The sequence below is a fragment of the Rhodococcus jostii RHA1 genome, from assembly GCF_000014565.1.
Taxonomy (GTDB): domain Bacteria; phylum Actinomycetota; class Actinomycetes; order Mycobacteriales; family Mycobacteriaceae; genus Rhodococcus_F; species Rhodococcus_F jostii_A.
Genome location: NC_008268.1, coordinates 1,658,387 through 1,682,970, shown reverse-complemented (window position 1 = coordinate 1,682,970; position 24,584 = coordinate 1,658,387). Strand labels below are relative to the sequence as shown.

The following is a 24,584-nucleotide window of genomic DNA, read 5'->3' as shown; positions in this document are numbered from 1 at the left end:
GCACCGGCCCTGCCGCGGGCGGAAAGGCCCGGGTCGGTGGAGGGGCTCAGCCGGCGAGGAACGCGGCCGCGCTCGGCGGAAGGGGTGCGGGTCCGCGCCGGTAGATCTCCGCGGGCCGGCCGGTCCCGACGACGGCCATGTCACCGGTGTTCTCGAGGGCCGGCATCAGGTGCCGGCGGAACGAGTCCTTCGGCAGGGGACGCCCGAACACCACCTCGTACACCCGGCGGAGTTCGAGCACCGTGAACGTGTCGCCGGCCAGGCCGGACGGGTCGACGGCCCGCGCGTATCGCTCTCTCAGGTCGGCGACGGCGAGGGTGACGCCGTCCGCGTGGTCGAACGCCAGGTCCTGCGTCACCCGGTCGTCGTCGACGGTGATCAACATCGTGTCGCGGGGGAGCGCCGTGCGGGGCAGCGCGGCGCCGTGCGTCATCGACAGCACCCACCCGCGATCGTCGCGGCCGGGATCGTCCAGCATCGCCAGCTGATGGAATTCGGTGCCCGTCAGGCCGGCCTTGATCCGCAGGCACCGCTCGGCGGCGTCCCGCAGTCGCTCACCCTCGTGGAGAAACGTGCCGGGGAGGGCGAGCCGGCCCGAACGATCCGGAACCACAAGAACTTTCAGTTCCGGGCCGTCGACGGTGAGGACGGCGACGTCGACCGCCACGGACGGGCGCGGGTAGTCGAGGAGGCTCTTGCCCCCGGAATCGGTCCATGCGGCCACGCGGGAATGTTAGCGCACTGTTGATCTATGTCGCGTTCGATCGGTACTGCCTACTCATCGTTGGTAGTTTGGCGAGAGATTCCCGGAACGTGCTGCGTGAGGAGATTCGTCCGTGGAGGTCGACAAGTCCGGCGACACGCTCGTCGTCCGCGCCCGGGACGGTGAGGTGCGTGGCTACCCCGAGGGCGACGTCTACGCGTGGAAGGGCATTCCGTTCGCCGCGGCCCCCGTCGGCGATCTGCGGTTCCGCGCCCCGGCCCCGCCCACACCGTGGGACGGTGTGCGCGACTGCGTCGACTTCGGCCCGATGGCGCCGCAGGGGCACGGCACCGCCGTCCCCATCGATGCCGGACTCGAGATGGACGAGGACTGCCTGTCCGTCAACGTCTGGGCCCCGAAACCCGACGGCACCCCGCGGCCGGTGATGGTGTGGATCCACGGCGGTGCCTACTGCCTGGGAACAGCAGCTCAGGGCATCTACAACGGGCGCATCCTGTCTACTCTCGGCGACGTCGTGCTGGTCTCGTTCAACTACCGGGTGGGAGCGCTCGGCTTCCTCGACCTGTCGTCGTTCTCGACGGCCGAGCGGGTGTTCGAGACCAACTGCGGGCTGCGTGACCAGGTCGCGGCCCTCGAATGGGTGCGCGACAACATCGCGTCGTTCGGCGGTGACCCGGACGAGGTGACGGTGTTCGGGGAGTCGTCCGGGGCTGGATCGATCACCACGCTGATGACGTGTCCGAGCGCGGAGGGGCTCTTCCACCGCGCGATCGCCCAGAGCCCGCCCGCCACGTCGGTCTACGGGAGCGAGCGGGCGGCCACCGTCGCGAAACAGTTCCTCGACATCCTCGAGGTGGAACCCGCGCAGATCGACACACTGCTGCACCTTCCGTACCGCACGGTGATAGAGGCCAGCGACACACTCGTCAACGAGGTGCCGACGAGGATTCCGGGCACGCTCGCCATGGCGCCCGTGGTGGACCGCGACTTCCTGCCCCGCTATCCGGTGGCCGCGTTCCAGAAGGGCCACTCCCACCGCATCCCTCTCATCATCGGTTCCAACAAGGACGAGTCGTCGATCTTCAAGTTCATGAAATCGCCTCTGCTGCCGGTCACGTCGGATTCGGTGCAGGAGATGCTGAGGGCGATCGCGGCCGATCACCCCGAACTGCCCGCCGCCCGCCTCGCCGACATCCTGTCGGCGTACCCGGACCGCGGAAAGCCGAAGGGCGCGCTCGCGATGTCGCGGGACGCCGCGTTCCGGATGCCCGCCCTGTGGGTGGCCGACGCCCACAGCAGGCACTCGCCGACCTGGATGTACCGGTTCGATCAGGCCACGCCGATGCTCAAGGCCGCGCGCATCGGAGCCGGCCACGCCACCGAACTCCCGTACGTCTTCGGCAATTTCGACACCCTCAACATCGACCCGACGTTCTGGCTCGGCGGCCGGAAGACGGCGCTCGAGGTGTCGGGCCGGATCCAGCGCCGGTGGCTCGCGTTCGCGCGACACGGTGTCCCCGCCGCGCTGGACGGGTCCAAACACTGGGCCCCCTACGACGAGGAGAACCGCTCGACGTTGCTGATCGACGGCGCGGACACCCTCGTGAAGGACCCCGACCACGAGATGCGGATCGCCTGGGGCAACGACGTCATGGGCTTCAACTGACGGGCACCTTGTCGTCCAGTTCCTTCAGAACGGGCAGCGCGAAGCAGGCCAGCCCGATGATCAGGACCGGGATCGCGAGCACGAAGAACGTCGGCTGAATTCCCCACTTGTCGAGGAGCGGACCGGCCAGCAGGTAACCCAGCGGACCCGCGGCGTACGCGGTGGACGTCATGACCCCGGTGACGCGCCCCCGCATGTGCTCCGGACTGCGAGTTTGCATGGCGTAGTTGGCGATCGGGCCGACCGGACCGAACACGAGACCCTGGAGGAGGGCCAGCGCCAGAATCGCCCACAGCGGCGGCAGGAACGCCATCGCGACCATGGCCGCGCCCAGCACCGTCACCGCCACCACCATCAGCATCCTGCGCGACACGTACGGCGCGAGCGGTCCGTACGCGAGGGCACCCACCACACCGCCGATACTGAGTGCCATCAGCACCGAACCCAGTTGCGCGGGCTTGTCGAGTTCGGTGAAGTACACCGGGAACACCACCGACTCGACGGGCATGTACAGCGCGACCACCGCCATGTCGACGAGAGCGATCGTGCGCAGGAGCCGGTTGTGCCACACGAACTTCAGGCCCTCGAGCGTGCCGTGCCAGATGGACGTCGGGCGCGTGGAGGTGTCGGGTCTGCCGGCGTTCTCCAGTCGCAGGAACGCGATGGTCACCACGGACAGCACGAAGCCGACGGCGGTGACCCACAACGTGTTCACCGCACCCACCGTCGCGATGAGGACACCGCCGATGCCCGGTCCGACGAGATACGCCACGTTGTAGTTGGCCTCGTAGAGGCTGTTCATCCGGTCGAGTGACCAGCCCGCGGACTTCGTGGCGGCCGGCAGCATCGACTCCCGCGCCGCAATTCCGGCCGGATCGAACGCGGCGCCGATCGCGGCGAGGACGGCGATCACCGTGACGGTGAGGCCCGTCGTGTTCGCGATCACCGGGATGGCCGCCACGGACAGGGCGGACAGGCAGTCGGAGATCATCGACGTGCGACGACGTCCGAACAGGTCGACGAACGTGCCCGCGAACAGGCTCGACACCAGCAGCGGAAGGGTGGCCGCGCCCGCGACGATCGCGGCGTCGGACGCGCGACCTGTCCTCTCGAGCACGAGCCAGGGCAGCACGACGATCGCGATGCCGTTGCCGGTGGACGAGAACAGCGTCGCGAGGTTCAGGAGGATCAGGGGCCCGAACCGGCGAGTCACAGCCGTCTCGGTGGCGGTCACGGCAAGGGTCCTCTGGTCGGCTCGATCGGTAGTCCTTCGACGCTAACAGCGAGGTCGGGGCCACCGCGAGCGAATTTCGGCCGCTACTGGTTGCGTTGCAGGGTCAGTTCGGCGAGGGTACGCGCTCCGTCGCACGGGTCGCCGGTGCCCGACCGCTGCTGCACCCACCAGGTGATGACGCCCGAGTAGGCGGCGGTGATCCCGCACGTCGCCGAATCACCCGGACGCCGGGCGCTGAACGCCGACGTGCCCGCGATCGACGTTGTTTCCACCTGGTAGCCCAGCCCATCCGCCACACTCCGCTCGCGTTGCAGCGAGTTGTTCTCGAACCAGCCGAACGTGACGTCGATCGAACCGGCGGCGGACGACACCGTCCACATGCACACCGCGCCGAAGAAGTACTGGTCGATGCCGGCGCCGTGGAGGGTCTCCGCGATCTTGTCGTTGGGGACGGCGTCGCACTCGCGGAGGAGTTTGTCGAACTGCGGCGAGCCGCCGTCGTCGGTGGTTGCGGCGCCCTCGGGCAGGGGACTACCGGTGACGGAGGTGCCGCAGCCGGCCAGGATCATCGCCGACGCCGACGCCAGCGCCGCGGCGACCCGGCGGCCGGCGCTCACTTGACCTTCTCCAACGTCAGCCGGCCGAGCGCGGTGGGGGCCGCGCACGGATCGGAGGGTGCGGTGGCCGTGCCGTAGCGGACCAGCCAGTGCACGAAGTCGGAACCCGTGCCGAGCGCGACCTCGCAGAATCCGACGTTCTGCGAGGAGAACCCGCGGTGCCCGGCGATCTCGAGGTCGTGGACCTCGTGACCGATGCCCTTGGCCACCGACCGCTCCCGGTCGATGGGGCTGCCGCGGTACCAGGTGAACATCACGTACCGTTCGCCGCCGTCCGCTTCCCACCGGCACTTGATGCCGTTGCGCGACACCGGGGTGAGCGCGGTGATCCCGGCGCGCTCGTACACCTCCGCGTCGGTCAGCGATCCGCATTCACCCACGAACGCGCCGGGCTGCGCGGCCACCGCCGTGGTCTGGGTGGACACCGCCGGATCGGTCTCGGAACCGTCGCCGGCACCGCAGCCGGCCAGCACGACCGCCGCGGCGACCAGACACGACGCGCGGACGGTCAGGCGGACCGGATCAGACGAGCTCCGCATAGCTCGGATTCTCGGCGATGTACTTCTCGACGTACGAGCACGACGGAATCACGGTGAGCCCGCTGGCCTTCGTGTCGTCGAGGGCGGCCTTCACCACTTCCGCGGCCAGACCCTGACCGCGGAACTGGGGGTACGTGACGGTGTGGTGGAAGTCGCGGGCACCGTTCCGCTCGAAATAGTCGGCGTATCCGGCCAGCTGGCCGTCGAGGTAGATCTCGAACCGGGATTCCGACACGTCGTGCTCCACCGTGGCCGCCACAGACCGCTCCTCTGCTCGTGTGGCGTGCGCGCTGACCCGCGCACGCTGTCACTCGCAGATTACCGTCAGTCCGCGAGGTTGGTGCGCAGCAGCATGACGTTGTAGTCCGACCAGGTGGTGGCCAGGAAATACAGATCGGATCCCTGCGACCACGGGTGCATGTAAGCGCCGTACAGCTCGGGCACGTCCCGGCTGCTCACCAGCACCTCGGGTTCGCTCCAGCCGGATTCGAGGTGGTCGGACCGGCGCATGACCACCGAATTGCCGGCATCGGTGTACATCGCCACGAACTGACCGAGGTACTGGTTGAACTGCACCGACAACTCGCTGACGGGTCCGGGTATGACGGGTGCGGCGACGGTGGCGTTGGCCTTCGCCCACGCCTTGCCGTCCCAGTACTCGTACAACGTGAGGTTCCGGATGTCCGCTTCCTTCACCCGCGACAACCGGGCGTCGCCGGAACGACCCGACGGCGTGCCGAACCCGTAGACGAACCCGTCGTGCTTGACGTACGAGCCCATCTGGAAGTTCTCGGCGCCCGTGCCGGGCACGTTGGGCCGCAGCGTCAGGGGATCGGTGACCCAGTTCTCGCCGTTGTCCACGGAGTACGCGATGCCGGACGCGTTGGTGTCCCACTCGCCGGGGGCACCCCAGCTCCGCACGGACATGTAGTTGATGTACTGCGTCGCGCCGGGACCCTCGCCGACCGAGATGCCGGTGGTGGGGATGACGGTCTGCTCCACACCCGGGATCTTCTTGCTCTGGATGATCTCCTTGGAATGGTTCGGGGTATCGACCGGGGAATTGTCGATGCGCATCCCGTCGGTGAGGTCCTTGTCGGAGCTGCGCAACAGGATGTTGCTGCGCCAGTCGCCGACCAGACCGCACAGCGGGTTGTCGCTCAGCCCGACGGTGTCACCGAACGCGGTGAGGATCTCACCGCCGCCGTTGTCCCACATGATGCCGAGGTCGGTGCCGAGCACCCGGAACCTGCCGATCGTGTCGTTGGAGCTGCGCGGTCCGGTGATGTGCGCGATAGCCTGAGTTTTGCCACGCAACTCGGGAAGGCGACCGTCGCTTCCGTTGAGCCAGGGAATGGGGTTGATGCCCTGGTTGGAGCCGCTCGATCCGAGGCTGCCGGTTCCGCCGAGGCACGGCGCCGCCGTCGCGACGGGGGGCGTCATCGTGAAAAACGTGCAGGTAGAAGCAAGTAAGGCGGGCATCGCCAGGGAGGCGACACGGCGGAGTCTGGTCACGAGCGCACCTCTCTGCGAGGAATCGAGTCGGGTCCGGTCACGCTAGCAATACCTCACCTGCCACACCAGTCCCTTGGGTAACCATTGGGTCTCGCATCCCGCCGGCGTAGCTACAGAATCGCTCCGGGGTTGAGGATCCCCAGCGGGTCCAGTGCGTTCTTGATTCGATGCGTCAATTCCATGACGTCCTCGCCCAACTGGTCGGGCAGCCAGGCCTTCTTCAGCCGGCCGACGCCGTGCTCGCCGGTGATCGTGCCGCCGAGAGAGATTGCGAGGTCCATGATCTCGCCGAAGGCGAGGTGAGCACGCTCGGCCATCGCGGCGTCCTCAGGGTCGAACACGATGAGCGGGTGCGTGTTTCCGTCGCCCGCGTGCGCGATCACCGCCACCATCACGTCACGCTCGCGGGAGATGGCAGCGATTCCCTCCACCAGCGCAGGCAGTTTCGGGAGTGGGACCCCGACGTCCTCGAGGAGCAGGCTGCCGAGTCTCTCGACCGCGGGGATCGCGAATCGTCTTGCCGCGGCGAAGGCTTCGCCCTCCTCGGGGTCGTCGGTGGTGAACACCTCGGATGCGCCGTTCGCCGTGCACGCGTCCGCCATCACGGAAATCTCTTCGGCCGCAATCGCACCGGGCGCGTCCGAGCGGGCGATGAGCATCGCCTCCGCCGTCCGGTCCAGGCCCATCTTCAGCGCGTCCTCGACGGCGCCGATCGAGGCGCGATCCATGAACTCGAGCATCGACGGCCGCAGCGTGCGGGTGATGGCCAGCACCGTGTCGGCGGCGGCCTGGACGGAGGCGAACGACGCGACGAGGGTGCTCGACGGCGGCTGGGCCGGGATCAGCCTCAGCGTCGCCTCCGTGACGATGCCGAGGGTTCCCTCGCTCCCGACGAACAGCTTGGTCAGCGACAGGCCGGCCACGTCCTTCAGACGCGGCCCGCCCAGGCGCACGTCCGTCCCGTCCGCGAGGACCACGCGCAGCGCGAGGACGTAGTCGGTGGTGACGCCGTACTTGACGCAGCACAGCCCGCCGGCGTTGGTCGCGACGTTGCCGCCGATCGAACACATCTCGAACGACGACGGATCCGGTGGGTACCAGAGTCCGTGCTCGGCGGCGGCGGCCTTGACCTCCGCGTTGAGCAGTCCCGGTTCGACGACGGCGATCCGTGTCACCGGGTCCACATCGATCCGGCGCATGCGCTCGGTGCTGACCACGACGCACCCCGCTACGGCGGTGGCGCCGCCGCTGAGCCCGGATCCCGCACCGCGCGGGATCACGGGGACCCGGTGCTCGGTCGCCCAGCGCATCACCACCTGGACGTCCTCGGTGGTCGCGGGGCGGGCGACGGCGAGGGGGCGGACGGCGTCGGGGTCGCGCGCCCAGTCCTGGCGATAGGAGACCAGGATGTCCGGATCGGTGACGAGGCACCCCTGGGGGAGCGCGGCGGCGAGCGTCGCGAGTGCGTCGTCGGTGACCGTCATCGTGACTCCTGAAATGCGGGTGTCGGGCGCCCCGACGGTAACCCAGCGGGCCGCCGGTGTCCTCGAATTGGTCAGACGTCCAACTGAACCGATTCCGACCCGATTGTTCGGATATCGCTCCAACCTGGACGTTCGGTGCAGAAGCGACACCCCAATAGTCCATCTGTTAGTTACTTACGCGTAGGAGTCTCACGATGTGGGATCAGGGGGGTGAATTTTTTCCGGGGTTCCGGCGATGGGGTATGCACGTCGGTCCGGAGGAGAAAATGCAGGTAGGGGCGTCCCGTGAACCGTGAGGACCCGGACAAATCGGGTGTAACACAGGTCACATTCGTCACTCTGTTACCGGATCGTATCGACCAGGCAATGCAAAAACTCACTTCTACGGGTTAGCGTCTTGCATCGTCAAACACCGGCGAGGCGTTACACCCAAACGGAGATTCTCACGAAATGTGAGCTAGAACACGGTTGGGGCCGGGTTTTGCCGCACCGACCCTGGAAGGACCCGCACCGATGAATGCACTCCACCGAGATCCCAGCAGCTACATCTCCGCGATGTTCTCGTACGAGTTCCTGGACGGTGGCATCGACTACGATTCCATCGAACAGATCCACCGTGGCGAGTTCGACGAATGGATCTTCGCACTGGCCGGTTCGGGATTGTTCACCAACGAGGAAGTTCGGTCCATGGTGCAGGAATGGCGCCTGAACCCGAAGACCCTCCTGAACACGCTCCTCGCCGACGCGGACGAAGTCACCGCCAAGCGCTGCGAGGTCACCTGGGCCGCACTCGACCGCGTCGCCCCGTTCACTCCGTCCGTTCCGGTCGCCGTCTTCGGCTGAAGGCCTTCCCGCCGCAGGGCTCGCCGTCGTCACACGAGTTCGGTTCGATCTCCGTTCACGACGATCGCCTGATCGTCCGTCAAGGTGCGGTACTCGATGCCGGCGAGCCTCAAAGCGGTGACAGTGCGCCGAACGGCTGCCGCGTCCTCCAAGGGCACGGCGTCTTCGGCCCCTGGAAGCTCCGCAGGCGGGTGATGCGGCACGATCGCGAAGCCCACCACGCCCAGGCCGTCCCAGAGCGGCTCCATGCCGCAGGTTGCGACCACCTCCGCCGGGTCATCGGAGGAGTCGAGACCGTGCAGCGTCGGAGTCATCACACACGCCCCCGCGCTGTAGCCGGCGTACACCAGCGAATCGCTCAGCAGTAGTTCCGGGATCGCCCGGTCCGCCCCGCTCCGGGCCATCTGCGCGCGCAACACGAACGTGTTCCCACCGCGCACCCACAGCATGCCGAACCCCTCCAGCCGCTCCCTCAGCGCGGCCGACCGCGCCTGTCCGTCGCTGCCGATGTAGTCGCGCAGATCCACCTCTTCCGGGGTGAAGCCCAGCCGCGTCAGCGGCATCACGTCACTCACGACCGCGGACGTCCGCGCCGTCCGCGGCCACGCGTCCGCGGCCGCGGCGATCACCCCCACGCGCCCCGGGTTGCCGACGAGCGAGAGCAGCGGCGCGGGATCCGCGCCGAACCGATACGAGGACAGGAACAGGCGCACCGCGGTCAGATCGTGAACGCGAGGTTGTCGACGATCCTCTTGCCCACGGCGGTGTCGCCGCTCAACGCGATCTCGTCGCGGTGATCGGCCGCCGTCGTCCGGCCGCCCGCCAACCGGGTGAACAGCCGGGAGTCGAGAGTCACGGTCGCGGTGGCCTCGGACGGCAGTGCGTCGACCACCGCGGCTCTGCCGTCGACGGCGACGTGAATGTTCCGCGCAAGCGGTCCCGTCAGCTCCAGGGTGATCCTCGACCCGTCCGGGGCCTTGCCGCGCTTGCCGACGAGGAACGCGACAGCGCCCGCGATCTCCTCGAACGCCGTCTCCCCGCGCAGGCCGCCCTCGTCGCCGGGCAGCGCGAGGGCGTCGCGCAGGTCGAGCTCGTGCATCCAGCAGTCGAACACGCGGATGCGCATGAACCGGAGGTAGGGCGCCTGACCGACCGGTGTGGTGGTCTCGGCCTCGAACGCCTCGTCGGTCATCTCGCTCAGCTCCGACCGCCTGCGGGCCACGATCACCCGGAAGCGCTCGAGCATTTCGGGGCCGGAGCACCCCCGCAGGCCCTCGACCCACTCTTCGTTGAACGCACCGATCTCGTTGCGCACGTGCGCGAGGCAGCGGACGTCGATACTGGTGTGCGGTGCGGAGATTCCGGCAAGGAGCGACTCCGTGCCGATGAGATGCGCGGTCACGTCGTGGACGGTCCAGCCCGGGAGCGCGGTGGGCGTGAACCACGCGTCGCCGGACAACGTGGACAGCACGTCGTCGAGTACGTCCCATTCCTCGAACAATGCGTCGAGGATCGGTTCCTTCTGCAGGGCATTCACGGGTCGTACGCCTCCTTTTGCCTCAACTGTAGGACCTCCCGCCGGAGCGTCCGAGCGTTTTCGCCGCGGGCGGACGAATGCGCCGGTGACGGCGTCGAAGACCTCCCCGTCCCGGGTCCGGTGTGGTAGACCCGTGGTGAGAATCTCCATTAACAAAAGGAGTGCGGATGTTCCCTGGAAACTTCGTGGCGACCACCCCGGACAAGCCCGCTGTCATTCGTCCCTCGACGGGGGAGCAGCTGACCTACCGGGAGCTGGACGAGCGGTCCACCCGCCTCGCACGGCACCTGCGTTCGCTCGGCCTGAAGGTCGGCGACCACCTGGCGCTCGTGTCGAGCAACGACCTCCGGGTTCTCGAGGTGTACTGGGCAGCGCTGCGATCGGGGCTGTACATCACCGTGGTGAACTGGCATCTCACCCCGGAGGAAGCCGGCTACGTCGTGGACGACTGCGGAGCCGAGGTGCTCATCGTTTCCGCCGACGCGGGCGGCGCCGTGCCGCGCGAGGAGAATCAGCTGCCCCGCGTCCGTCACCGTCTCGTATACGGCGGCGAGCTCGACGGATTCGACAGCTACGACGACGCCGTGGCGGCGCAGTCGGCCGAACCGCTCGATTCGCAGCCCCGCGGGCAGGACATGCTGTACTCGTCGGGCACCACCGGCAGGCCCAAGGGGATCAAACCCGCTCTCCCGGAGGGTGAGGTGAACACCACCACGGATCCGTACACCGCCGTGTTCGCCCCGATGTACGGATTCGATTCCGACACCGTCTATCTGTGCCCCGCACCCCTGTATCACGCAGCGCCGCTGCGCTTCTGCGGCACCATCACCTCCGTCGGCGGCACGATCGTCCTGATGGACCGCTTCGACGCCGAGGAGGCGCTGCGGCTCATCGAGGAGTACCGGGTGACCCACAGCCAGTGGGTCCCGACGATGTTCGTCCGGATGCTGAAGCTGCCCAAGGACGTTCGCGACAAGTTCGACGTGTCGAGTCTGAAGGTGGCGATCCACGCGGCGGCGCCGTGCCCGCCCGACGTGAAACGTTCGATGATCGAGTGGTGGGGCCCGGTGATCCACGAGTACTACGCATCCACCGAAGGGGCCGGTGCCACGTTCATCGACAGCGCCCAGGCCCTCGCGAAGCCGGGATCGGTCGGCCACGACGGGGTCATGGGCATCGTGCACATCTGCGACGACAACGGTGCGGACGTGCCCGTCGGTGACATCGGGACCGTCTACTGGGAGAGGGAGGAACGGCCGTTCGAGTATCACAACGACCCGGTCAAGACCGAATCCGCGACGCACCCCGACCATCCGACGTGGACCACGAGCGGCGACATCGGGTACATCGACTCCGACCGCTTCCTCTACCTCACCGACCGCGCCGCGTTCATGATCATCTCGGGTGGGGTGAACATCTACCCGCAGGAGTCGGAAAACGTTCTCACCATGCATCCCAAGGTGTTCGACGTCGCGGTGATCGGCGTGCCCGACGAGGAGATGGGCGAACAGGTCAAAGCCGTCGTGCAACTCGTCGAGGGGGTGGAGCCGTCCGATGCCGTCGCCCGCGAATTACTCGACTACGTGCGCGACCGGGTGAGTCACTTCAAGGCGCCGCGCAGCATCGACTTCTCCGACGACCTGCCGCGCACACCCACGGGCAAACTCGTCAAGCACAAACTCCGTGCCCGGTACCTGAACGCCGGCTGAACTCCCGCACGTCACCTGCCGCGCGCCGCCCCGCAGCGCGGGCAGGTGCCCGCGGTGTGATCGGTGAGGAACAACCCGCAGTCGGGGCACACGCGGTCGAGCCAGCAGACGGGGTCGCCGCCGAGGTCGTCGTCCGGCTCGGTGACGGGCGCGGCGTCGTCGCGGTAGGCGGTCACAACCGATCCAGCATGTATTCGGCAAGTACCTCGGCGTGACTGTGGCTGACGTCCTTCGTCGCGGTCAGGAGAACGATCGGCCGCCCCTGCGCGAGTTCCTGCACCCGCGCGACGGCCTTCCGGCCGGTCGGCGAATCGAGTTCGTGGACGTACCGCTCGCGGAACTCGCTGAACGCGGCGACGTCGTGCGAGTACCAGTGACGCAACTCCGTCGACGGAGCGAGGTCCTTGGCCCAGTCGTCGAAATGGAACGCGTCCCTGCGGAGGCCCCGCGGCCACAGCCGGTCCACGAACAGCCGCAGTCCGTCGCCCTCGGTCGGATGGTCGTACACCCGCTCGACGACGACCGGCGGATCCGCGGTGACGTCCTCCGCGTTCCGTTCCTTCGGTGTGCTCATGGCCGAACCTCCGCTTCCGTGCGGCTGTCTACCGTCAGACTACGACCAAACACCCTGTGACCGGGTTCACAAACGAGCAGAAAGATCTGTGAGAACGACTGTTCGGACTCGATTCAGACGCCTACCCACAGACTTCTCTGTTCCCTACGTCACGCGTTCTCTGGCTACTATCAGCTAACTCAGTCGAGTCGGGGGAAATATTTCCGCTCATCATCGGTTGATCGCCGCTCGTCGCGGCACACACACCATCTACCGCAGGAAGTCGATACATGGATACATCGCAGAGCGCGTCCACTGCGCGCCCGACGGTCGGCGTCGTTCGGGAGTCGAACGACGGTGAGCGTCGGGTCGCGTTGGTGCCCAAAGTCGTGGCGTCGTTGATCGCCAAGGGCGTCGACGTGGTGGTCGAGTCGGGTGCCGGTTTGGGCGCGCTGATCCCGGACGAGTCGTACAAATTGGCAGGAGCCGCCATCGCCGATCCATGGGCGGCGGACGTGATCGTGAAGGTCGCGCCGCCGTCGGACGAGGAGGTGGGCCGGTTGCATGCCGGGCAGACCCTGATCGGGTTCCTCGCCCCCCGTAACCAGGACAATCAGGTCGCCGCGCTGAAGGCGGCCGGGGTGCAGGCGTTCGCGGTCGAGGCGATCCCGCGGATTTCCCGTGCCCAGGTGATGGACGCGTTGTCGTCGCAGGCGAACGTGTCCGGGTACAAGTCGGTGCTGCTCGCGGCGTCGGAGTCGACCCGGTTCTTCCCGATGCTCACCACCGCCGCGGGCACCGTCAAGCCCGCCACGGTGCTGGTGCTCGGGGTCGGTGTCGCCGGCCTGCAGGCCCTGGCCACGGCGAAGCGTCTCGGTGGCCGGGCCACCGGCTACGACGTGCGCCCGGAGGTCGCCGACCAGGTCCGCTCGGTCGGTGCGCAGTGGCTGGATCTGGGGATCGACGCCGCCGGTGAGGGCGGGTACGCCCGCGAGCTGACCGAGGCGGAGCGGGCGCAGCAGCAGCAGGCGCTCGAGGACGCGATCAAGGGCTTCGACGTGGTCATCACCACCGCCCTGGTGCCGGGCCGTCCGGCGCCGCGGTTGGTGACCGCCGCCGCGGTGGAGGGCATGAAGCCCGGATCCGTGGTGGTCGACCTGGCCGGGGAGACCGGCGGTAACTGCGAGCTCACCGAGCCCGGTCAGACCGTGGTCAAGCACGGGGTGACGATCTGCTCGCCGCTGAACCTGCCCGCCAGCATGCCCGAGCACGCCTCGGAGCTGTACTCGAAGAACATCTCCGCGCTGCTCGAGTTGATGCTCGTCGACGGGGCGCTGGCCCCCGATTTCTCGGACGAGGTCCTCGCCGCGTCCTGCGTCACCCGTGAGGAGGGTGTGTCCTAGATGTACACCGAATTGTTGGCGAACATCGCGATCCTGGTGTTGTCCGGGTTCGTGGGGTTCGCGGTGATCTCCAAGGTCCCGAACACGTTGCACACCCCGCTGATGTCGGGCACGAACGCCATCCACGGCATCGTCGTCCTCGGCGCGCTGGTGGTGCTCGGCAAGGTCGACAACCCGCCGTGGGGGCTGCAGGTGATCCTGTTCGTGGCCCTGGTCTTCGGAACGATCAACGTGGTCGGTGGTTTCGTGGTCACCGACCGGATGTTGGCGATGTTCAAGTCCAAGCCCACCGCCCCTGTTGTTGTTGTTGAGAAGGGTGGGGACCGGTAATGGAGTATTTGGTCAACGTTTTGTACATCGTGGCGTTCGCGATGTTCATTTACGGTCTGATGGGTCTGACCGGCCCGAAGACCGCGGTCCGCGGTAACCAGATCGCCGCGGTCGGTATGGGTGTGGCGGTGGTCGCGACGTTGATCGCGATCCGGGACACCTCCAACTGGGTGCTGATCGTCGCCGGTCTGGTGATCGGTGTGGTGTTGGGTGTGCCGCCGGCGTTGCGGACGAAGATGACCGCGATGCCGCAGCTGGTGGCCCTGTTCAACGGTGTGGGTGGTGGCACGGTCGCGCTGATCGCGTACGCCGAGTTCCTGGACTCGGACGGGTTCACCGCGTTCCAGCACGGTGAGTCGCCGACGGTGCACATCGTCATCGCGTCGCTGTTCGCGGCGATCATTGGATCGATCTCGTTCTGGGGTTCGGTGATCGCGTTCCTCAAGCTGCAGGAAACGTTGCCGGGCCGGCCGATCGGCATCGGCCGGTTGCAGCAGCCGCTCAATGCGGTGCTGCTGATCGGTGCCGTCGCGTTGGCGGTGGCGATCGGGGTCAAGGCGATCGAGCCGACCGGCCCCACGTCGCAGTGGTGGATCGTGGGTGTGCTGGTGCTGGCGGCGGTGCTCGGGTTGATGGTGGTGCTGCCGATCGGCGGCGCCGACATGCCCGTGGTGATCTCGCTGCTCAATGCGCTGACCGGTCTGTCCGCGGCGGCCGCCGGTCTCGCGCTCAATAATCAGGCGATGATCGTGGCCGGCATGATCGTCGGTGCGTCGGGTTCGATCCTGACCAACCTGATGGCGAAGGCGATGAACCGGTCCATCCCGGCGATCGTGGCCGGCGGGTTCGGTGGCGGCGGCGTCGCGGCGGCGGTCGGGGACGGCACCGTCAAGACGGCGAAGTCGACCTCGGCGGCGGATGCGGCGATCCAGATGGCGTACGCCAACCAGGTGATCGTGGTCCCCGGCTACGGGTTGGCCGTCGCGCAGGCCCAGCACGCGGTCAAGGACATGGCCAAGATGCTCGAGTCGAAGGGTGTCGAGGTCAAGTACGCCATTCATCCGGTCGCCGGCCGGATGCCCGGGCACATGAACGTGCTGCTGGCCGAGGCCGACGTCGAGTACGACGCGATGAAGGAAATGGACGACATCAACGACGAGTTCGCCCGCACCGATGTCACCCTGGTGATCGGTGCGAACGATGTCACCAACCCCGCCGCCCGCAACGATCCGTCCTCGCCGATCCACGGGATGCCCATCCTGAACGTGGATCAGTCGAAGTCGGTGATCGTGCTCAAACGGTCGATGAATTCCGGGTTCGCCGGCATCGACAACCCGCTGTTCTTCGCCGACACCACCTCCATGCTGTTCGGGGATGCGAAGAAGTCGGTCTCCGAGGTCACCGAGGAACTCAAGGCCCTGTAGGCCCTCCGGGCCCGTGCGTGGTTGACGAGTGCAGAGACTCGCTGACCACGCACGGGCGCGAAGCGCCTCAGAGGCGCAGACTGCCGCGGTGCCGGGAGAAGGCGATGGCCGCGGTGTCGGGCCGTCGCTCTTCACGCTCGGCGGCCACGGGGGAGTACAGCATCAGGGTGGACGCCAGCGCCCACCAGATCGCCAGGATGATCAGACCGGCCGCAAGGCCGAAGATGCCGATCGGTTCGACGAGCGCGGCTGCCCCCGCGACACCGAGGACGACGGCGAAACCCAGTCCCGCGATGACGGGCCGGAACCGCGGCGCCGATACCAGCAGCGCAGAACCGTACAGCGCGGTGACGGCGACGACGTGCCCGCTCGGCAGGAGCACCGACGGTGCATCCGATTCCCATGCCCGGACTGCGGCGCTGGTGAGATTCGCGCCGATACACAGCAGCAGTACCGCACCCATGCCGTACGAAAGTTTTCGCATCGCCGCGACGATGGCGAGTACGACGGTCGCTGCGAGCACCGTGGTGATGTCGATCGCCTGGATTACAGGATCGGCGACGGGTCGGAGTGCCTCCGGGAGGACGAGACCCGACGATTCGGGGCGGATGAGGTACAGCGCGCACAGTGCCGCCACACCCGCCGCGGCGAAGGCGAGGCGACGAAGACTGCGACGCAGCCTGCTAGTCGATTCGGTCACGACACACAGTGTGCCAACCGACGCTGAACGATCGATGAGAGGCCGCTGTGAGGTCGGTGAACGGCCCTGTTCGTGCGGCGAGTGTGTGTCCCGATCGCGGGTGGGTGCCGCACCCGGCGGAGTAACGTCGTCGCCGACCGATCTCGAATCGTCTTTCCGCGTGAACACACCCGATGTGACCGATATGAGTGGACGGATCTCGCGCCGATCGTTCCTGCGTGCGGTGGCGCTCGGCGGTGGGCTGGGCGCGGTGTCGGCCGGGTCGGCGAGCGCCTTCCCCTTCGACATCGATCCGCTGCGACCCCTGATGTTCTCCTCGCCCCCGCTCGAACCCTTTCGTGATCGGCTCCCGATCCTGCCGACGATGTCCGGGACGACCGTCGACGTCCACGCGAGCAGCACACTCCACCAGTTCCACGCCGATCTGCCGCCCTCGCCGGCGTTGGCATACAGCGGAGCGGACTATCTCGGCGCGACGATCGAGGCGCACATCGATCAGCCGACGACGATCGCCTTCCGGAACAGCATCACCGTCCACCCGTTCGCGTTCGATTTCGATACGTCGCTGCACGGGCTGAGCGAACGGGACCGCACGCAGGTGCCCACGGCGACGCATCTGCACGGCGGGGTGAATCCGCCGCAGTTCGACGGGCACCCCGAGCAGGTGTTCCGGCCGGGTCAGGAGTACCTGCACCATCTTCCGAACCGGCAGGACGCGGCCGGACTGTGGTACCACGACCACGCCATGGGGGTGACCAGACTCAACATCTATGCGGGCCTCGTCGGGCTGTACCTGCTGCGGGACGACTTCGACACCGGGCGCGCCGACAATCCGCTGCGTCTGCCGGCGGGGGAGTTCGAGGTTCCCCTCGTGCTGCAGGAGAAGATGTTCACCGCCGAGGGCAGGCAACGGATCCGCTCGACGCCCGCCGTCCCGCGAGGGAGCTGGGAAGGGGGCGCGGTCGGCGACGTCGGGGTCGTGAACGGCAAGGTGTGGCCGGAACTTGACGTGGCCCGGGGGTTGTATCGAATGCGACTCGTCAACGCGGGCTCGCTGAGTGTGTGGAATCTGTACTTCGGCAACCGGATGCGGTTCTGGGTGATCGGCGGCGACAACGGGCTGCTGAACGCCCCGGTCGCGGTGACGCGGGTGCGGTTGAGCCCAGCCGAGCGTGTCGACGTCCTCGTCGACTTCGGAACTCTCGAATCGGGATCGACGGTGGAACTCTGCAACGACGAGCCGCCGCCGTTCCAGGCCGCACTGATCGGCGAACGCACGATGCCGAGGTTCTGCCGTTTCCGGGTGGGCACTGCCCGCGGATTCGCCGGCGCGCCCCCGGCGACACTGCGCGGAGGACCAGCGCAGCCGGAATTGCTGCCGCCGATCCCGCGGCCCGAGGTCTTCCGGAACGTCACGCTCAGCCAGCCGAGCGACGTGCGGCTTCCGCCGTCGATCATGTCCCTGAACAATCTCCGGTATTCGACCGAGGACATCGAGTTGCCGCGCCAGGGCACTGTAGAGCAGTGGAACATCATCAACGCGACCAATGATCCGCATCCCGTGCATCTGCATCTCGCGAACTTCCGGGTGCTGGGGCGTCAGGTCATCGAGACTCTGCGATTCGCGTTCGCCACCCCGCAGCCGCCGCTCGGCATCCGGTGGACTCCGTCGGCGGACGCGTTCACGATCTCTCCGCTCCTTCCGGCGGAACCGTGGGAGCGGGGATTCAAGGACACGGTGCTGGCGAACGCCAATTCCGTCACCAGAATCGTCGTGCGGTTTCCCACGGCGGAGGGGCTGGGCTTCGACCCCGACGCGGTGTTCGGGAACGAATCACACGACGCCCACGGACACGGACCCACCGGTGGTCCGAGATCGCTGCAGGGCTACGTCTGGCACTGTCACATCCTCGATCACGAGGATCACGAAATGATGCTCAGGTACCGCACGCCGGCCTGAAAGGTCAGGTGCGCCGGACCGCCCCCGCGAACATGGCGGCCACCAGCACACAGACCAGGGGCACCACCATCGCGACGGTGAGCGGAACCACCTGAGTGATCCAGCCGATGGTGGCCGGGCCGGCGAGGAATCCGACGTACCCCAGCCCCACCACCCGGGACATGTTGGTGCCCGCGGAACCCGCGCCGAGGTTTCCCGCGGCGGTGAAGATCTGCGGGACACAGCCCGACAACCCGAGGCCGAACAACGCCCAGCCCAGGACGGTGAGCGGGAGCAGCCCGGAGACGACGACGAGCAGCATTCCGAGGGCCGCGATCAGGGTGCCGTAGCGGACGACGGCGACGGGACCGAGCGCTCCGCTCACACGGTCCGCGGTGAACCGGCCCACCGTCATCATCACGGAGAAGGCACCGAACGCGAGGGCGGCGACGGAATCCGACGTTCCGAGGTGTTCCTTGACCTGCAGGGTGCTCCAGTCGTTCGCGACACCCTCCGACAGCATGAGGACGAAGGCGATGCCACCGAGCGCGAGGACCCGGGTGGACAGCCGGCCCTGTGCCTTGTCGGCGGGAGCGGTGTCGTGCCGAGAGCGGGGACGGTCCGCCATCAGCCACCGCGAGCCCGCGGCGACGGTGACGACCCCGACACCTGCGGCGACCAGCAACGCCGTCACGGGTGCCCACCCGGCTGCGAGCGTCGCCGCCCCGAGCAGCGATCCTGCCACCCCGCCCACGGAGAACAGGGCGTGGAACGCCGACATGATCGGCCGTCCGTACCGCTGCTCGACTTCGACGGCCTGCGAGTTCATCGACACGTCCAGTGCGCCGTTCGCGAAGCCGAACACGAGCAGGGCGAGACCGAGTTGCCAGGCCGCGGACGCCAGCCCCGGGCCCACGGTGGCGGCCGACAGTGCGAGTCCGGCGATGATCACCATGCGCCTGCTGCCGAACCGGTCGGCCAGTGGACCGCTGACCTGCATGCCGCCGATCGCGCCGACCGCGAGCAGGAGCAGCAGCGAACCCAGCGTCGAGTGGCTGATGCCGATCCGGTCCTCGATCGCCGGAATGTGCACGACCCACATGCCGAGCAGGAATCCGTTGATCCCGAAGATCCCGAACGTTCCCGCGCGCGCCCGGCGGAGCGGCTCGGCCACTGGTTCGCGCGTGTCGACCGCGGACGCTCGGGAAGTGCTCACCGACCAAACGTACCGAGGATCAGAGGTGCGCGAGCAGTGAGGCGGGATCGTGCAGCATCGCCGCCACGGACGACAGGAACCTCGACCCCTGCTCGCCGTCGACCACCCGGTGATCGAACGACACGCTCAGGGTGGTGACCCACCGCACCGCGAGTTCGTCCTCGTGCACCCACGGTCGCCTGGTGACGCTGCCCAGGCAGAGGATGGCCGATTCGCCGGGGTTGAGAATCGGCGTCCCCGCGTCGACACCGAACACTCCGACGTTGGTGATCGACACCGTGCCGCCGGTCAGCTGCGCGGGTTCGGCTCTGCCGCTGCGCGCGGTAGCAGTCAGTTCGGTGATCGCGCGGCACAGTTCGAGCAGGCTCAGCGACTGCGCCTCCTTGATGTTCGGGACCACCAGACCGCGGGGCGTGGCCGCGGCGATACCGAGATTGACGTAGTGCTTGGTGACGATCTCCTGGTTCTCCTCGTCCCACGAGGCGTTGAGACTCGGGTTCTCGCGCAGCGCGACGATCATCGCCTTCGCGACCAGGCTCAGCGGTGTCACCGACAGTCCCTCGAAGTCGGGGAGGCCTCGCAGTCGTTCGAGCAGTTCCACCGACCGGGTCACGTCGACGGTCACGAATTCGGTGACGTGCGGGGCGGTGAACGCGCTGCGGACCATTGCCGCCGCGGTCTGCTTCCGGACGCTGCGGATCGGCGTGCGGGTCTCGCGCTCCGACTGCTCCGACGGTTCCGGCGGCTCCGGTGTCGACGGCACGGACTGCCCGGCCGAACCCGCGTGGGATTCGACGTCGTTCCGGGTGACGGCGCCGGACGGCCCCGTCCCCGCGACGACGGCGAGGTCGACCCCGAGTTCACGGGCGGTCGCCCGGGCCGCCGGCGACGCGTCGGGGCGCCGACGGTCCGGACCGGACGTGCCGGTCTCCGGAGCGGTCACCAGCCTCCGCCGAGCCCGTTTGCTCTCGGCGGCGGCCTCGGGCCCGTACCCCACCAGAACGGGCGTGCGCGCGGGAGGTTCCTCGGTGGCCGCATTCGTCGCAACCCGGATGATCGGCGTCCCGACCGGCACCGTCGCGCCCGCCGGAACCAGCAGTTCCTCTACGACACCCGCGTACGGCGAAGGCAACTCGACGAGCGCCTTCGCTGTCTCGACTTCTCCGATCACCTGATTGAGTTCGATCGTCTGGCCCACCTCGACGGCCCAGGAGACCAGCTCGGCCTCCGTCAGCCCCTCACCGAGATCGGGTAGGCGGAATTCCTGCGCCAACGGACGGCTCCTCTCCTCCGATGAGTGCGATCAGGCCGCGAGGCTGCGGTCGACCGCGTCGAGCAGGCGGTCGGCGTCCGGCAGATGGTGCAGTTCCAGCTTCGCCGGGGGATACGGAACGTCGAATCCGCCGACCCTCAAGACGGGCGCGTCCAGTTGGTAGAAGCACCGCTCGGAGATGCGCGCGGCGATCTCCGCGCCCAGGCCGAGGAACGTCGACGCCTCGTGCGCGACGACGAGTCTTCCGGTCTTGCGAACCGACTCCTCGATGGTGTCGAAGTCGATCGGCGAGAGGGAGCGCAGGTCTATCACCTCGAGCGAGTGCCCCTCGTCGGCGGCGATGGACGCGGCCGACAGGGCCGTCGGCACGACGGAGCCGTACGCGACGATGGTGGCGTCCGTACCCTCTCTGGCCACCCGGGCCCGGTGCAGTGGCAGGTCCGGTTCGGCGTCCACGTCGAACTCGGCCTTGTCCCAGTACCGCCGCTTCGGTTCGAAGAACACCACCGGATCGTCCGCCGCGACGGACTGCTGAATCATGTGGAACGCGTCCGCCGGGTTGCTGGGTGTGACGACGCGCAGTCCGGCGGTGTGTGCGAAGTACGCCTCCGGTGACTCCGAATGGTGCTCGACCGCGCCGATGCCGCCGCCGTACGGGATCCGGATCGTGAGGGGCGCGGTGACCCGGCCCTGCGTGCGGTAGTGAATCTTGGCCACCTGGGACACGATCTGGTCGAACGCGGGGTAGACGAAGCCGTCGAACTGGATCTCGCAGACGGGCCGGTAACCGCGCAGGGCCATGCCGAACGCGGCGCCGATGATTCCGGATTCGGCGAGTGGGGTGTCGATGACCCGGTTGTCGCCGAAATCCTTCTGCAGGGTGTCGGTGACGCGGAAGACCCCGCCGAGGCGTCCGACGTCCTCACCCATGATCACGACCTTGCGGTCGTGTTCGAGGGCGCGCCGGAGGCCTGCGTTGAGTGCGGCGCCGAGCGACAGTGTGGTGGTGGTCATGACAGTGCCTCCTCGATGCCTGCGAAGCCCGCGAGGTACGCGGCGTACTGCTCGCGTTCCTCGTCGATGAGTGGGTGGTCGGCGGAATACACGTGCTCGAACAAGTCGAGCGGCTCCGGATCGGGAGCACCGATGGTCCCGGACCGCAGTCGCGCCGCGACGTCGTCGGCGGCGGCCTGCACCCCGGCGAGGAACGTGTCGTCGAGCAGGCCCTCCCGGTCGAGGAGGCGCCTCATCCGGTTGATCGGGTCGCGGGCCTTCCAGACCTCGGTCTCGGCTGCCGCCCGATACCGGGTGGGATCGTCCGATGTGGTGTGGGGGCCCATCCGGTACGTGACGGCCTCGATGAACGTCGGCCCACTGCCTTCGCGCGCCCGCTGAGTGGCCTGGCGGGTGACCGCGAGGACCGCGAGAACGTCGTTGCCGTCCACTCGGAGGGCGGGCATGCCGTAACCGGCGGCGCGCTGCGCGATGGGGACGGGACTCTGCAGGTGGACCGGTTCGCTGATCGCGAACTGGTTGTTCTGGCAGAAGAATACGACCGGCGCGTTGAAGCTCATCGAGAAGCCGAGGGCCTCGGCGAGGTCGCCCTGACTGGTGGCGCCGTCGCCGAAATAGGCGATCGTCGCGATCTCCGCGCCGTCCAGATGGGCGCCCATGGCGTACCCGGTGGCGTGCAGCCCCTGGGAGCCGACGACGATCGCGGGATTCGTCACGTTCACGGAACTCGGATCCCACGCGGAATGGGCGCATCCCCGCCACATGCGGGTCATCACCCCCGGGTCCACGCCCCGGCAGTAGGCGACGGCGTGTTCGCGGTAACTGATGAACGCGTAGTCGTCGGATCGGAGGGCGCGGGCGGAGCCGACCTGTGCGGCTTCCTGCCCGAGCATGGGGGCCCAGAGTCCCAGTTCGCCCTGGCGTTGCAGGGCGACGGCTTCGACATCCATCCGACGCGCGACCACGAGGTCCTCGTAGAGGCCGCGCAGTTGGTCGGGTCCGATGTCGCGGACCAGGCTCGTGTAGTCGGGTCTGAAGACCCGTCGGCCGTCCGGCTGGATGAGCTGGACCGGATAGGCAATCTTGTCGACCATCGGGGTCACCTCGCGTTGTCGAGTCCGTGAACCTTGTGGGTTCGTAGGAGACGGGTACTGCAGTAGGGCAAGGGTGTGTCCTACTTCACAGCATCCACGAGAATGCGAAGTGCGCAAGTGGCACCGCCGGCTCCGGGCAGAATGCCCAGTTTGAGGGGGCGCCGAGGTGTCATGCTGCGTCTAATGACCAATTCGGACACAGCCGACGCCAGGTTGTTGCCGCAAGGGTCGGAGAACCCCGGATCACCCCGCGAACACGAACCCGATCGAGGCGAGGACGGCCAGCACCGCGAGGTACACCGCGGGCATCGCGACGGCCCGGGTATCGGGGTTGCCGTAGTCGCCGTGCCGGACGTGGAAGGCGATTGCGCACAAGAGGAGGATCAGCAGCGCCACCGCCGCGATCACTCCCAGTGGAGTCCAGTAGAGGCCGACGAGAACGCCGACACCCCCGGCGAGTTCCGCCACGCCGATCAGCCGCACCTGCTGTCCGCTCAGGCCCCGGGATTGCAACCCCGTCCACGCGGTTCCCTTCAGCCTCAGCTTGGGAATGCTCACGGCGACGGCACTCACGGCGAGGAGCACGCCGCACACGATGAGGAAAACTTCCACGTCGGTCCCTCCAGTTCCGGCCGAATCGGCCTCACTGTTGCCACCCTAGGGCCGCGACCTGCGGTGCGGACCGGTTCCCTCCGCATCGGGCTTCCGAGCGGTTAGCATCGAGCGCGTGAATGCTGTGGGGCTGAACGAAGATGCCGTTTCTGCGTGGATTGCCGGACTCGGCGTGGGAGCGATCGCGCCGCTGAGCTTCGAGAGGATCGGGAACGGTCAGTCGAATCTCACGTACGCGGTCAGCGATGCGGGTGGTGGTCGGTGGGTGCTGCGGCGGCCACCGCTCGGACATCTGCTCGCGTCGGCGCACGACGTGGTCCGCGAACATCGGATTCTGTCCTCTCTGCAGGGATCCGACGTTCCGGTGCCGAAGATCCTCGGGCTCACCGACGATCCGGAGGTCACGGACGCGCCGCTCGTGCTGATGAGCTATGTCGCGGGGGTGGTGATCGACAGTGTCGGCGTGGCGAAAAAGCTGACACCCGAACAGCGGAATGCCGTCGGACTGGCGATGCCGAAGGCTCTCGCGAAGATTCATGCGGTCGATCTCGGAGATGCCGGGCTGGAGGATCTGGCCAGTCACAAGCCGTACGCGGCAAGGCAGTTGAAGCGCTGGACGGATCAGTGGGAGAAGTCCCGTACCCGCGAGGTCCCGGCAATCGAGGACCTGGCGGGCATCCTCGAGCGCAACATGCCGGAGCAGACCGAACTGTCGTTGGTGCACGGTGATTTTCACCTCAGCAACGTCATCACCTCGCCCGAGGAAGGTGAGGTGGTCGCGGTGGTCGACTGGGAACTGTGCACGCTGGGCGACCCCCTCGCCGACGTCGGCGCATTGCTGGCCTACTGGCCCGAAGCGGGCGACGAGGACGCCGGACCGTTCCCGGCCTCCACCCTGGAGGGATTCCCCACCCGGGCCGACCTCGTGGAGGCCTACGTCCACCACACGAAACGCGATGTCACGCATGTCGGGTACTGGCACGTGCTGGCGTTGTGGAAGCTGGCGATCATCGCCGAGGGCGTCCTGCGCCGGGTGATCGACGACCCCCGGAACAAGGCCGAGACCGGTGCGCCCACGGTCGCGCTGATCGACGGCATCATCGCCCGGGCGGTCGCCACGGCGGAGGCCGAGGGACTGCGCTGAACCGCCTGGTCGTG

General features: G+C 67.7%; 25 protein-coding genes. 8 read left to right on the top strand and 17 right to left on the bottom strand.

Annotation, left to right across the window (positions count from 1 at the left end; genetic code table 11):
- Positions 1 to 46 precede the first annotated feature (46 nt).
- A complete protein-coding gene (locus RHA1_RS07765) occupies positions 47 to 724 on the bottom strand; it encodes an NUDIX hydrolase (RefSeq protein WP_011594552.1) in 678 nt (225 codons plus the stop codon).
- 112 nt (positions 725 to 836) lie between these two features.
- Between RHA1_RS07765 and RHA1_RS07760 the strand changes: the two genes are divergently transcribed.
- Positions 837 to 2,390: a carboxylesterase/lipase family protein gene (locus tag RHA1_RS07760; protein ID WP_011594551.1), complete on the top strand. Its 1,554-nt coding sequence runs from the start codon at positions 837 to 839 to the stop codon at positions 2,388 to 2,390.
- On the opposite strand, the gene RHA1_RS07755 is transcribed toward RHA1_RS07760, so the two are convergent.
- The 6 genes from RHA1_RS07755 to RHA1_RS07730 all read right to left on the bottom strand — a co-directional run bounded on the left by RHA1_RS07755 (position 2,383) and on the right by RHA1_RS07730 (position 7,779).
- The gene (locus tag RHA1_RS07755; RefSeq protein WP_011594550.1) at positions 2,383 to 3,624 is read right to left on the bottom strand and encodes an MFS transporter; all 1,242 of its coding nucleotides are present in this window, start codon (positions 3,622 to 3,624) and stop codon (positions 2,383 to 2,385) included. The genes RHA1_RS07760 and RHA1_RS07755 overlap by 8 nt on opposite strands.
- Before the next feature lie 83 nt (positions 3,625 to 3,707).
- Entirely contained in the window at positions 3,708 to 4,241 is a 534-nt protein-coding gene (locus RHA1_RS07750; protein ID WP_011594549.1) for a DUF3558 domain-containing protein, read from the bottom strand.
- Positions 4,238 to 4,780 carry a DUF3558 domain-containing protein gene (locus tag RHA1_RS07745; protein WP_011594548.1) on the bottom strand — a complete coding sequence of 181 codons (543 nt, stop codon included), beginning with the start codon at positions 4,778 to 4,780 and terminating at the stop codon, positions 4,238 to 4,240. The genes RHA1_RS07750 and RHA1_RS07745 overlap by 4 nt, the downstream gene beginning before the upstream one ends.
- Positions 4,764 to 5,039, bottom strand: coding sequence for a GNAT family N-acetyltransferase (locus RHA1_RS07740; protein ID WP_005252788.1), 276 nt, complete (start codon positions 5,037 to 5,039; stop codon positions 4,764 to 4,766). Before RHA1_RS07740 ends, RHA1_RS07745 begins: the two co-directional genes overlap by 17 nt.
- Positions 5,040 to 5,104: 65 nt before the next feature.
- The gene (locus tag RHA1_RS07735) at positions 5,105 to 6,223 is read right to left on the bottom strand and encodes a glycoside hydrolase family 183 protein (protein ID WP_009474276.1); all 1,119 of its coding nucleotides are present in this window, start codon (positions 6,221 to 6,223) and stop codon (positions 5,105 to 5,107) included.
- A gap of 182 nt (positions 6,224 to 6,405) precedes the next feature.
- Positions 6,406 to 7,779 (bottom strand): FAD-binding oxidoreductase, encoded by a 1,374-nt coding sequence (locus tag RHA1_RS07730; protein ID WP_011594546.1) that lies wholly within the window; start codon positions 7,777 to 7,779, stop codon positions 6,406 to 6,408.
- A gap of 513 nt (positions 7,780 to 8,292) precedes the next feature.
- Here RHA1_RS07730 and RHA1_RS07725 point away from each other — a divergent pair.
- A complete protein-coding gene (locus tag RHA1_RS07725) occupies positions 8,293 to 8,622 on the top strand; it encodes a hypothetical protein (protein WP_011594545.1) in 330 nt (109 codons plus the stop codon).
- A gap of 29 nt (positions 8,623 to 8,651) precedes the next feature.
- Here RHA1_RS07725 and RHA1_RS07720 read toward each other — a convergent pair whose 3' ends face one another.
- Together RHA1_RS07720 and RHA1_RS07715 are read right to left on the bottom strand one after the other, a co-directional pair.
- Positions 8,652 to 9,335: a Type 1 glutamine amidotransferase-like domain-containing protein gene (locus tag RHA1_RS07720; protein ID WP_011594544.1), complete on the bottom strand. Its 684-nt coding sequence runs from the start codon at positions 9,333 to 9,335 to the stop codon at positions 8,652 to 8,654.
- A 5-nt stretch (positions 9,336 to 9,340) separates the two neighbouring features.
- A complete protein-coding gene (locus RHA1_RS07715) occupies positions 9,341 to 10,159 on the bottom strand; it encodes a maleylpyruvate isomerase family mycothiol-dependent enzyme (RefSeq protein WP_011594543.1) in 819 nt (272 codons plus the stop codon).
- 167 nt (positions 10,160 to 10,326) lie between these two features.
- Here RHA1_RS07715 and RHA1_RS07710 point away from each other — a divergent pair, with 167 nt between their 5' ends.
- Complete coding sequence (locus tag RHA1_RS07710) at positions 10,327 to 11,868, top strand: AMP-binding protein (protein WP_011594542.1); 1,542 nt, start codon at positions 10,327 to 10,329, stop codon at positions 11,866 to 11,868.
- Between the two features lie 11 nt (positions 11,869 to 11,879).
- Here the strand turns inward: RHA1_RS07710 and RHA1_RS50385 are convergent, their stop codons facing one another.
- Together RHA1_RS50385 and RHA1_RS07705 are read right to left on the bottom strand one after the other, a co-directional pair.
- Positions 11,880 to 12,044 carry a hypothetical protein gene (locus RHA1_RS50385; protein WP_016883049.1) on the bottom strand — a complete coding sequence of 55 codons (165 nt, stop codon included), beginning with the start codon at positions 12,042 to 12,044 and terminating at the stop codon, positions 11,880 to 11,882.
- Positions 12,041 to 12,442 carry a DUF488 domain-containing protein gene (locus tag RHA1_RS07705; protein WP_009474269.1) on the bottom strand — a complete coding sequence of 134 codons (402 nt, stop codon included), beginning with the start codon at positions 12,440 to 12,442 and terminating at the stop codon, positions 12,041 to 12,043. The genes RHA1_RS50385 and RHA1_RS07705 overlap by 4 nt, the downstream gene beginning before the upstream one ends.
- 269 nt (positions 12,443 to 12,711) lie before the next feature.
- Between RHA1_RS07705 and RHA1_RS07700 the strand changes: the two genes are divergently transcribed.
- The 3 genes from RHA1_RS07700 to RHA1_RS07690 are packed head-to-tail and all read left to right on the top strand — an operon-like array spanning position 12,712 to position 15,578.
- A complete protein-coding gene (locus RHA1_RS07700) occupies positions 12,712 to 13,824 on the top strand; it encodes a Re/Si-specific NAD(P)(+) transhydrogenase subunit alpha (protein ID WP_011594541.1) in 1,113 nt (370 codons plus the stop codon).
- Positions 13,825 to 14,154 carry an NAD(P) transhydrogenase subunit alpha part 2 gene (locus tag RHA1_RS07695; RefSeq protein WP_011594540.1) on the top strand — a complete coding sequence of 110 codons (330 nt, stop codon included), beginning with the start codon at positions 13,825 to 13,827 and terminating at the stop codon, positions 14,152 to 14,154.
- Entirely contained in the window at positions 14,154 to 15,578 is a 1,425-nt protein-coding gene (locus RHA1_RS07690) for an NAD(P)(+) transhydrogenase (Re/Si-specific) subunit beta (protein ID WP_011594539.1), read from the top strand. The genes RHA1_RS07695 and RHA1_RS07690 overlap by 1 nt, the downstream gene beginning before the upstream one ends.
- Before the next feature lie 67 nt (positions 15,579 to 15,645).
- Here the strand turns inward: RHA1_RS07690 and RHA1_RS44495 are convergent, their stop codons facing one another.
- Positions 15,646 to 16,278 carry a hypothetical protein gene (locus RHA1_RS44495; RefSeq protein WP_009474265.1) on the bottom strand — a complete coding sequence of 211 codons (633 nt, stop codon included), beginning with the start codon at positions 16,276 to 16,278 and terminating at the stop codon, positions 15,646 to 15,648.
- Positions 16,279 to 16,462: 184 nt separating this feature from the next.
- Here RHA1_RS44495 and RHA1_RS07685 point away from each other — a divergent pair, with 184 nt between their 5' ends.
- Entirely contained in the window at positions 16,463 to 18,238 is a 1,776-nt protein-coding gene (locus tag RHA1_RS07685) for a multicopper oxidase family protein (protein WP_050787466.1), read from the top strand.
- Between the two features lie 4 nt (positions 18,239 to 18,242).
- Here RHA1_RS07685 and RHA1_RS07680 read toward each other — a convergent pair whose 3' ends face one another.
- From RHA1_RS07680 to RHA1_RS07660, 5 genes are all read right to left on the bottom strand, one after another.
- Positions 18,243 to 19,391, bottom strand: coding sequence for an MFS transporter (locus RHA1_RS07680; RefSeq protein WP_037197185.1), 1,149 nt, complete (start codon positions 19,389 to 19,391; stop codon positions 18,243 to 18,245).
- 61 nt (positions 19,392 to 19,452) lie between these two features.
- The gene (locus tag RHA1_RS07675) at positions 19,453 to 20,706 is read right to left on the bottom strand and encodes a dihydrolipoamide acetyltransferase family protein (protein ID WP_009474262.1); all 1,254 of its coding nucleotides are present in this window, start codon (positions 20,704 to 20,706) and stop codon (positions 19,453 to 19,455) included.
- Positions 20,707 to 20,736: 30 nt separating this feature from the next.
- On the bottom strand, positions 20,737 to 21,720 hold the full coding sequence (locus RHA1_RS07670; RefSeq protein WP_009474261.1) for an alpha-ketoacid dehydrogenase subunit beta: 984 nt from the start codon (positions 21,718 to 21,720) through the stop codon (positions 20,737 to 20,739).
- Positions 21,717 to 22,814, bottom strand: a complete 1,098-nt coding sequence (gene pdhA / locus RHA1_RS07665) for a pyruvate dehydrogenase (acetyl-transferring) E1 component subunit alpha (RefSeq protein ID WP_011594536.1) — start codon at positions 22,812 to 22,814, stop codon at positions 21,717 to 21,719. The genes RHA1_RS07670 and pdhA overlap by 4 nt, the downstream gene beginning before the upstream one ends.
- 243 nt (positions 22,815 to 23,057) lie before the next feature.
- On the bottom strand, positions 23,058 to 23,426 hold the full coding sequence (locus RHA1_RS07660) for a DoxX family protein (protein ID WP_009474259.1): 369 nt from the start codon (positions 23,424 to 23,426) through the stop codon (positions 23,058 to 23,060).
- A gap of 115 nt (positions 23,427 to 23,541) precedes the next feature.
- Between RHA1_RS07660 and RHA1_RS07655 the strand changes: the two genes are divergently transcribed.
- Positions 23,542 to 24,570 carry a phosphotransferase family protein gene (locus tag RHA1_RS07655; protein ID WP_037197187.1) on the top strand — a complete coding sequence of 343 codons (1,029 nt, stop codon included), beginning with the start codon at positions 23,542 to 23,544 and terminating at the stop codon, positions 24,568 to 24,570.
- The last annotated feature ends 14 nt before the right edge of the window (positions 24,571 to 24,584 follow it).

Bases quoted from the DNA above. Each gene is read 5' to 3' on its own strand.
- RHA1_RS07745 (WP_011594548.1), bottom strand. From the start codon at position 4,780: ATGCGGAGCTCGTCTGATCCGGTCCGCCTGACCGTCCGCGCGTCGTGT.
- RHA1_RS07735 (WP_009474276.1), bottom strand. From the start codon at position 6,223: ATGACGCCCCCCGTCGCGACGGCGGCGCCGTGCCTCGGCGGAACCGGC.
- RHA1_RS07730 (WP_011594546.1), bottom strand. From the start codon at position 7,779: ATGACGGTCACCGACGACGCACTCGCGACGCTCGCCGCCGCGCTCCCC.
- RHA1_RS07725 (WP_011594545.1), top strand. From the start codon at position 8,293: ATGAATGCACTCCACCGAGATCCCAGCAGCTACATCTCCGCGATGTTC.
- RHA1_RS07710 (WP_011594542.1), top strand. From the start codon at position 10,327: ATGTTCCCTGGAAACTTCGTGGCGACCACCCCGGACAAGCCCGCTGTC.
- RHA1_RS07705 (WP_009474269.1), bottom strand. From the start codon at position 12,442: ATGAGCACACCGAAGGAACGGAACGCGGAGGACGTCACCGCGGATCCG.
- RHA1_RS07700 (WP_011594541.1), top strand. From the start codon at position 12,712: ATGGATACATCGCAGAGCGCGTCCACTGCGCGCCCGACGGTCGGCGTC.
- RHA1_RS07695 (WP_011594540.1), top strand. From the start codon at position 13,825: ATGTACACCGAATTGTTGGCGAACATCGCGATCCTGGTGTTGTCCGGG.
- RHA1_RS07690 (WP_011594539.1), top strand. From the start codon at position 14,154: ATGGAGTATTTGGTCAACGTTTTGTACATCGTGGCGTTCGCGATGTTC.
- RHA1_RS07685 (WP_050787466.1), top strand. From the start codon at position 16,463: ATGAGTGGACGGATCTCGCGCCGATCGTTCCTGCGTGCGGTGGCGCTC.
- RHA1_RS07670 (WP_009474261.1), bottom strand. From the start codon at position 21,720: ATGACCACCACCACACTGTCGCTCGGCGCCGCACTCAACGCAGGCCTC.
- pdhA (WP_011594536.1), bottom strand. From the start codon at position 22,814: ATGGTCGACAAGATTGCCTATCCGGTCCAGCTCATCCAGCCGGACGGC.